At 63.8% G+C, this 1,434-nt stretch carries 1 protein-coding gene; it reads right to left on the minus strand.

From position 1 onward, the window contains the following. The coding region (locus tag AC1DBN_RS21340) for an amino acid permease (RefSeq protein WP_477724180.1) at positions 1–1,434 on the minus strand (1,434 nt) is incomplete at both ends.

The raw sequence follows: 1,434 nt of genomic DNA on the forward strand, positions 1-1,434 counted from the left end.
GCCGGTGTGGCCTTCGCGGGTTTCGGCGATTTCGTGGATGCGTTTGCGGCAGGCGTACCAGCCGAAGACCATCAGGACTGAGGCGATGGCTGTGACCATCATGGTCAGGGGCGAGTCGATGAAGACCATGACCAGGACACCTACCAGGAAGACCAGGGAGAGGTATCCGGTGAACGGGGCGCCGAACATCCGGAAGGATGGCCGTTCCACCCATCCTTTGTCGGCCCAGCGTTTGAGCTGGATCTGGCACAGGACGATGGTGGCCCAGGTCATGATGATGCCCACGGAGGCGATGTTCAGCACGATCTCGAACGCTTCGGCCGGGACCAGGTAGTTCAGCGGCACACCGAGGAGGGAGACGGCGGCGGTGATGGCGATCCCGCCGTAGGGGACGCCGGCTTTGTTCATGCGGGACGCGAACTTCGGGGCGGAGCCGTTGACGGACATCGAGCGGAGGATCCGGCCGGTGGAGTACAGGCCGGCGTTCAGCGAGGACAGTGCCGCGGTGAGGACCACGAGGTTCATGATGACGTCCACGCCCTGGACGCCGATGGAGCCGAAGAACGTCACGAACGGGCTGACGCCCTTCTGGTAGGACGTGTAGGGCAGCAGCAGTGCCAGCAGGATCACGGAGCCCACGTAGAACACCGCGATGCGGAAGACCACGGAGTTGATGGCCTTGGGCATGATCTTTTCGGGGTTTTCGGTTTCGCCGGCGGCGGTGCCCACCAGTTCGATCGAGGCGTAGGCGAACAGGACGCCCTGCATGAGGATGATCATGGGCAGCAGGCCGTTGGGGAACACGCCGCCGTTGTCCGAGAGGAGGCTCAGGCCTACCTGCTGGCCGTCCACCGGGGTGCCGAAGATAACGAAGTACGTGCCGACCAACAGGAACGCGACCAGGGCGGCCACCTTGATGAGGGCGAACCAGAATTCCATCTCGCCGAAGACCTTCACGGAGACCAGGTTCAGGCTCAGGACCACCACCAGGGCGATCAGGGCCCAGGCCCACTGCGGCACGTCAGCCATCCAGGGGACGTAGTTGCCGAAGAAGTGCATGTAGAGCGCCGCGGCGGTGATGTCCACGATGGTGGTGGTGGCCCAGTTGATCCAGTAGAACCAGCCGGAAACGAACGCGGCCTTCTCCCCGAAGAACTCACGGGCATAGGACACGAAGGACCCGGACGAGGGCCGGTGGAGCACCAGCTCGCCCAGKGCCCGCAGGATCAGGAACGCGAAGAAACCACACACCGCGTACGCGATGACCAGCGACGGGCCGGCCGCGTTCAAACGCCCGCCGGCACCAAGGAACAAACCGGTACCGATAGCGCCACCGATGGCGATCATCTGGATCTGCCGCGGCTTCAGGCTCTTGTGATACCCCTTATCCTCGGCATGCAGCGAGGACTCAGTAGCGTGGGCATGACCACCGTC

Source organism: Pseudarthrobacter sp. 10T415 (genome assembly GCF_056394175.1).